The sequence below is a fragment of the Streptomyces albidochromogenes genome (assembly GCF_005981925.1).
Lineage (GTDB): Bacteria > Actinomycetota > Actinomycetes > Streptomycetales > Streptomycetaceae > Streptomyces > Streptomyces albidochromogenes.
Genome location: NZ_VBVX01000369.1, coordinates 1 through 5,753 on the forward strand (window position 1 = coordinate 1; position 5,753 = coordinate 5,753).

The 5,753-nt window shown below is 71.7% G+C and carries 4 protein-coding genes; 1 reads left to right on the plus strand and 3 read right to left on the minus strand.

The features are described 5' to 3' along the window. The 3 genes from E2E34_RS30225 to E2E34_RS30235 all read right to left on the minus strand — a co-directional run. On the minus strand, positions 1-1,776 hold a 1,776-nt coding region (locus E2E34_RS30225; RefSeq protein WP_138905051.1), incomplete at its 3' end, for a fumarate reductase/succinate dehydrogenase flavoprotein subunit. Between the two features lie 21 nt (positions 1,777-1,797). Continuing rightward, positions 1,798-2,625, minus strand: coding sequence for a succinate dehydrogenase subunit SdhC (gene sdhC, locus E2E34_RS30230; protein ID WP_138905052.1), 828 nt, complete (start codon positions 2,623-2,625; stop codon positions 1,798-1,800). A 60-nt stretch (positions 2,626-2,685) separates the two neighbouring features. Next, positions 2,686-2,979 carry an Rv0250c family protein gene (locus E2E34_RS30235; protein WP_138905053.1) on the minus strand — a complete coding sequence of 98 codons (294 nt, stop codon included), beginning with the start codon at positions 2,977-2,979 and terminating at the stop codon, positions 2,686-2,688. A 303-nt stretch (positions 2,980-3,282) separates the two neighbouring features. Here E2E34_RS30235 and E2E34_RS30240 point away from each other — a divergent pair, with 303 nt between their 5' ends. Then, positions 3,283-5,628, plus strand: coding sequence for an ABC transporter family substrate-binding protein (locus tag E2E34_RS30240; RefSeq protein WP_138905054.1), 2,346 nt, complete (start codon positions 3,283-3,285; stop codon positions 5,626-5,628). Positions 5,629-5,753 lie beyond the last annotated feature (125 nt).

The window sequence follows — 5,753 nt, forward strand, 5'->3', positions numbered from 1 at the left end:
CCGCCGCCACTCCCGCTCCATCGCCGGGCAGTCCTCGCGGGTGTGACCGCCCCGGCTCTCGGTACGCTCCAGGGCCGCCCGCGCCACGCACTCGCTGACCAGCAGCATGTTCCGCAGGTCGAGGGCCAGGTGCCAGCCCGGGTTGAACTGGCGGTGGCCCTCCACCCCGGCCCGCCGGGCCCGTACCCGCAGCCCGGCCAGCTTCTCCAGGGCCTGCTCCATCTCCGGCGCGCGCCTGATGATGCCGACCAGGTCGTTCATCGTCTGCTGGAGTTCCTGGTGGAGGGTGTACGGGTTCTCCGGCGGGCGCCCGTCCGGCTCGCCCGGCTCGGGGCCCTCCACGCTGAAGGGGCGCAGCGCCTCGGCGGCCGCCGCGTCCACCTGGGCGGAATCCGGCCGGGGACGCGCGGTCCCCTCGCCGAACCCGATGGCGTACTGGGCGGCGTACAGCCCCGCCCGGCGCCCGAAGACCAGCAGGTCGGAGAGCGAGTTGCCGCCGAGCCGGTTGGAGCCGTGCATGCCGCCGGCCACCTCGCCCGCCGCGTACAGCCCGGGGACGCCCCGGGTGGCGGCGGTGTCGGAGTCGACGGCGATGCCGCCCATCACGTAGTGGCAGGTCGGGCCGACCTCCATCGCCTCGGCGGTGATGTCGACGTCCGCCAGCTCCTTGAACTGGTGGTACATCGACGGCAGCCGGCGCCGGATCGTCTCGGCCGGCATGCGTGTCGACACATCGAGGAAGACGCCGCCGTGCGGGGAACCGCGCCCGGCCTTGACCTCGGAGTTGATGGCGCGCGCGACCTCGTCGCGGGGGAGCAGCTCGGGGGGACGCCGGTTGTTGTCCGGGTCCTCGTACCAGCGGTCGCCCTCCTCCTCGGACTGCGCGTACTTCTCCTTGAAGACGTCCGGGATGTAGTCGAACATGAACCGCTTGCCGTCGGAATTGCGCAGCACGCCGCCGTCGCCGCGCACCGACTCGGTGACGAGGATGCCCTTCACCGACGGCGGCCAGACCATGCCGGTCGGGTGGAACTGCACGAACTCCATGTTGAGCAGCGGCGCGCCCGCGAGCAGCGCCAGCGCGTGGCCGTCGCCCGTGTACTCCCACGAGTTCGACGTCACCTTGAAGGACTTGCCGATGCCGCCGGTGGCCAGCACCACGGCCGGGGCCTCCAGCACGAAGAAGCGGCCGGACTCGCGCTCGTAGCAGAAGGTCCCCGCGACCCGGTCCTCCTCGTCCTTCAGGACCCGCGTGACCGTGCACTCCTGGAAGACCTTGATCCGGGCCTCGTAGTCGCCGAATTCGCGGAAGTCCTCCTGCTGGAGCGAGACGATCTTCTGCTGGAGCGTGCGGATCAGTTCCAGGCCGGTCCGGTCGCCGACGTGCGCCAGGCGCGGGTACTCGTGGCCGCCGAAGTTGCGCTGCGAGATCCTCCCGTCCGGCGTGCGGTCGAACAGCGCGCCCCAGGTCTCCAGCTCCCACACCCGGTCCGGCGCCTCCCGCGCGTGCAGCTCCGCCATCCGCCACTGGTTGAGGAACTTGCCGCCGCGCATGGTGTCGCGGAAGTGGACCTGCCAGTTGTCGCCGGAGTTCACGTTGCCCATGGACGCGGCGATGCCACCCTCGGCCATCACCGTGTGCGCCTTGCCGAAGAGGGACTTGCAGATGACCGCGGTACGGGCCCCCTGCTCCCGCGCCTCGATGGCGGCGCGCAGTCCGGCGCCGCCCGCGCCGACCACGACGACGTCCCACCCCTGCCGTTCGAGCTGCGTCATCGAACACCCTTCATCAGTCGTCTAGAACAGCCGCGGGTCGTCGAACGCGCCGGACGCCACCAGGTAGACGTAGAAGTCGGCGAGGGCGACGCTGATCAGCGAGGCCCAGGCGAGCTGCATGTGGCGGGCGTTGAGCCGGCCGACCCAGCCCCACAGCCGGTAGCGCACGGGGTGCTTGGAGAAGTGCCTGAGCCGGCCGCCGACGATGTGCCGGCAGGAGTGGCAGGAGAAGGTGTACGCCCAGATCAGCACGATGTTGACCAGGAAGACGATCGTGCCAAGACCCATGTGGCCCCACGCGTAGTGCTCGTCCCGGAAGGCGAGCACGGTGTCGTACGTGAGGATCCCGGCGACGGGGACGGCGGCGTAGAAGAAGTACCGGTGGATGTTCTGGAGGATCAGCGGGAAGCGGGTCTCGCCGCTGTACGCGCGGTGCGGCTCGGCGACCGCGCAGGCCGGCGGCGAGGCCCAGAAGCCCCGGTAGTAGGCCTTGCGGTAGTAGTAGCAGGTCAGCCGGAAGCCGAGCGGGAAGATCAGGATCAGCAGGGCGGGGGACAGGCCCCACCAGCTGCCGAAGATCTCCCAGTTGGGGCCGCCCTTCATCGGTACGCAGTTCTCCGCCAGGCACGGCGAGTAGAACGGCGAGACGTAGGGCGCCGCGTAGTAGTCGGCGTTCGCGAAGGCCCGCCAGGTCGAGTAGACGATGAAGGCGAGCAGCCCGGCGGCGGTCGCCGCGGGCGCCAGCCACCAGCGGTCTGTCCGCAGATGGCGGGGCGCGATCGCGGCGCGTGAGGCGTCGTGGACGCCCTGGGCGCCCGTACGGGGCTGGGGTTCTGTGCCAGTGGCCAACGAAGACTCCGTATGGAGCGGGCTGTCGGGACAGGACGGGGCCGGGGGCGACGGGTACGGCTAGGGCGCGCGCCGGTCGCGTGCGCCGAGGCCCTCGTCGTCCGAGTCGGTCCACAGCGCGCTGTTGTACGGGTCGTCGGAGATCGACACCAGATCGGGACGGGCATCGGGCCGGCGCAGGGTGGGAGCGGCCGCGCTCAGCAGGGCCAGGCTCTCGCGGAGATGGCCGGCGTCCGTGCGTACCCGCCGGATCTCCAGGCTGCCGCCGCCGACCTGCTGCTCCAGCCGCTCGACCGACTGGACCAGGTTGTCGAGGCAGCGCTGCACCGCTGCCAGGTCGTCTTGCAGGGACATGTGGTGCCCTCATTTCCACGGTGGCGCGTGGTGACGCTCATGCGCCTGCGAGTGTCGCGCGTCACATCCCCATTTGTGAAGGGATGTGCAGCGATTCTCGGCGCGCGGCCCTCCGTGCGCCCCCTTCTGTTGGGCCGCACGGGTGGGTTCGAGCGCTTCGCCGCCGTGTCTGCGACGGCGCACGCGCGGGGTCCATTTCAGTGGAGCGGTAGTTGATGTGATCACCATCATAAGCCGCCAAATGTGAAAAACCGGGCCCATTCCGACAGGGAGTGGGCCGGGCCGGCCCTGGAGGTACCAGCCATGTCCCACGTCGGCGTCCCACGCGGGGAGGCAGCCCCGGCGAGCCCCCGCAGGCCCGAGCGGTCGCGAGCGGCCCGCTGCCTCGCGCTCGTCACCGCCGGTGTGCTCGGGCTGCCCGCCCTGGCGGGCTGCTCCTCGGGCGACGAGGAGACGCGGGGGGTGACCGTGCCCCAGGACATCGCCCCGGCCGGGCGCGAGCAGGTGGCCGACGGCGGCACGGTGCGCTGGGCCGTCGACACGACCCCCGCCACCCTCAACACCTTCCAGGCCGACGCCGACGCCTCCACCACCCGCGTCGCCGGCGCCGTACTGCCCTCGCTCTTCACCCTCGACGAGCGCGGGCGTCCGCAGCGCAACCCGGACTACCTGGAGTCCGCGGAGATCGTCGAGCGCGAACCCAAGCAGGTCGTGCTCTACAAGCTGAACCAGCAGGCGGTGTGGAGCGACGGCCGGGAGATCGGGGCGCCCGACTTCGTGGCGCAGTGGCGTGCGCTCAACGGCCGGGACACGGCGTACTGGACCGCCCGCAACGCCGGCTACGAGCGCATCGAACGGATCGAGCGCGGCGCCAGCGACCTGGAGGTCCGGGTCACCTTCGCCAAGCCGTACGCGGACTGGCGCTCGCTGTTCACCCCGCTCTACCCGAAGGACGTGATGGGCCGCCCCGGCTCCTTCAACGACGGGGCCCGCTCCAAGCTCCAGCAGACGGCGGGCCCCTTCATGCTCAAGGAGCTGGACCGCGCCGCCGGCCGGACCACCCTCGTGCGCAACCCCCGCTGGTGGGGGCAGCCCTCGAAGCTCGACACCCTCGTCTTCCGCACGGTGACGCGCGACAAGCGCACCGCCGCGCTCGCCGCCGGAGAGCTCGACATCGCCGACATCGGCCGCGGCACCGCCGACCGTCTCGCCCTGGCCGCGCGGGACGCCGGAGCCAAGGGGCAGCAGCTGAACCACGGCCCCGGCGCCGCCGTCACCCCCGCCTCCGCGCTCAGATCATGGGCGGTGGCCCACGGCTCGTCCGAGGAACTCGCCGAGGCCGAGATCCAGGCCCGCAGGAAGTCGCGCGAGGCGATCGAACGGTACGCCGAGGAGCAGAGCGCGCTGCGCGGCTTCGTCATCCGCAAGTCCCTCGAACCGGCCTACACCCAGCTCGCGCTGAACGGCACGTCCGGCCCCCTCACCGACGACCGGGTACGCCGCGCGGTGGCCCGCGCCATCGACCGCCGCGCGCTCGCCGAGGCCGTACTGAAACCGCTCGGCCTGCCCGCGCACCCGCTCGGCAGCCACCTGGCACTGGCCGGCCAGGACGCGTACGCCGACAGCAGCGGCGCACTGGGCGACCAGGACACGCAGGCCGCCCAGGCGTTGCTCGCCGACGCGGGCTGGAAGCCGGGCGGGGCGGCGACCGGGCGCGATGCCGACGGCGCCAAGGCGGGCAGCGCGGCGGAAAAGAAGGAGAAGAAAAAGCAGAGCGAAGCCGACGACGGCATGTACATCGTCGGCGACGAGGGCGACGGCGACTCCAAGCCCGGCGGCCGCTCCTACGGCACGGAGTCCGGCGCGTACGTCCTGGCCCCGGCGCCCGCCGCGGCCCTCCAGGGACGGGCCCTGCGTATGCAGGCACGTTTCATCAGCGCCAAGGGCAGCACCAAGGGCAGCGCCGAGGGCAGCACGGACGGCAAGCGCACCGAGGAGAACGCCGACGGCAAGAAGAAGGGCGGTGTCGCCGGCGCCTACGCCCCGCAGGGCACGCCCGCCCCCCGGGCCAAGGACGCCGCCCGGGGCCCCCTTGGCAAGGACGGCAAGGCGCTGACCTTGCGTTTCGTCCTTCCGTCCGGACCCGGCTCGGAGTCGCTGCGCACCGTCGGCGAGAAGATCTCCGGGATGCTGGAGCGCGTCGGCGTACGCACCGAGATGGTCAAGGTCTCCGACGACAGCTACTTCAAGGACCACATCGCCTCGGGCGACTACGACCTGGCCCTCTACTCCTGGCCGGCCACCGCCTACCCGGCCACCGACGCCCGCCCGATCTTCGCGAAGCCGGAGCCGGCCGCCGACGGGACGCTGGTCGTCGAGCAGAACTACACGCGGGTCGGCACGGACCACATCGACCAGCTCTTCGACCAGGCCATGACGGAACTGGACGAGAAGGCCGCCCGCGACCTGGTGAAACGGGCGGACGCCCGGATCTGGGCGGCGGCCGGGTCCATCCCGCTCTTCCAGCGTCCCGAGCTGGTGGCGGTCAAGCCGGGCCTCGTCAACGCCGGGGCCTTCGGTTTCGCCGCCCCCCGGTATCAGGACATCGGCTTCAAGAAGGCCGAAACCGCCGGGCGGGGGAAGAACTAGCAGGTCAAAACCCTCAGGATTGGCTCAAGTCCCTTGCCCGCCGGTGCCCCGGCGGGCAAGGTGCTGTGTGCCCCTTGACCCGGCACCGCTCCACCTCACCACCCCCACGTGCACGGCAGAAAACC

Excerpts from the sequence above, each read along its gene's own strand:
- E2E34_RS30235 (WP_138905053.1), bottom strand. The coding sequence starts at position 2,979 with ATGTCCCTGCAAGACGACCTGGCAGCGGTGCAGCGCTGCCTCGACAAC.
- E2E34_RS30240 (WP_138905054.1), top strand. The coding sequence starts at position 3,283 with ATGTCCCACGTCGGCGTCCCACGCGGGGAGGCAGCCCCGGCGAGCCCC.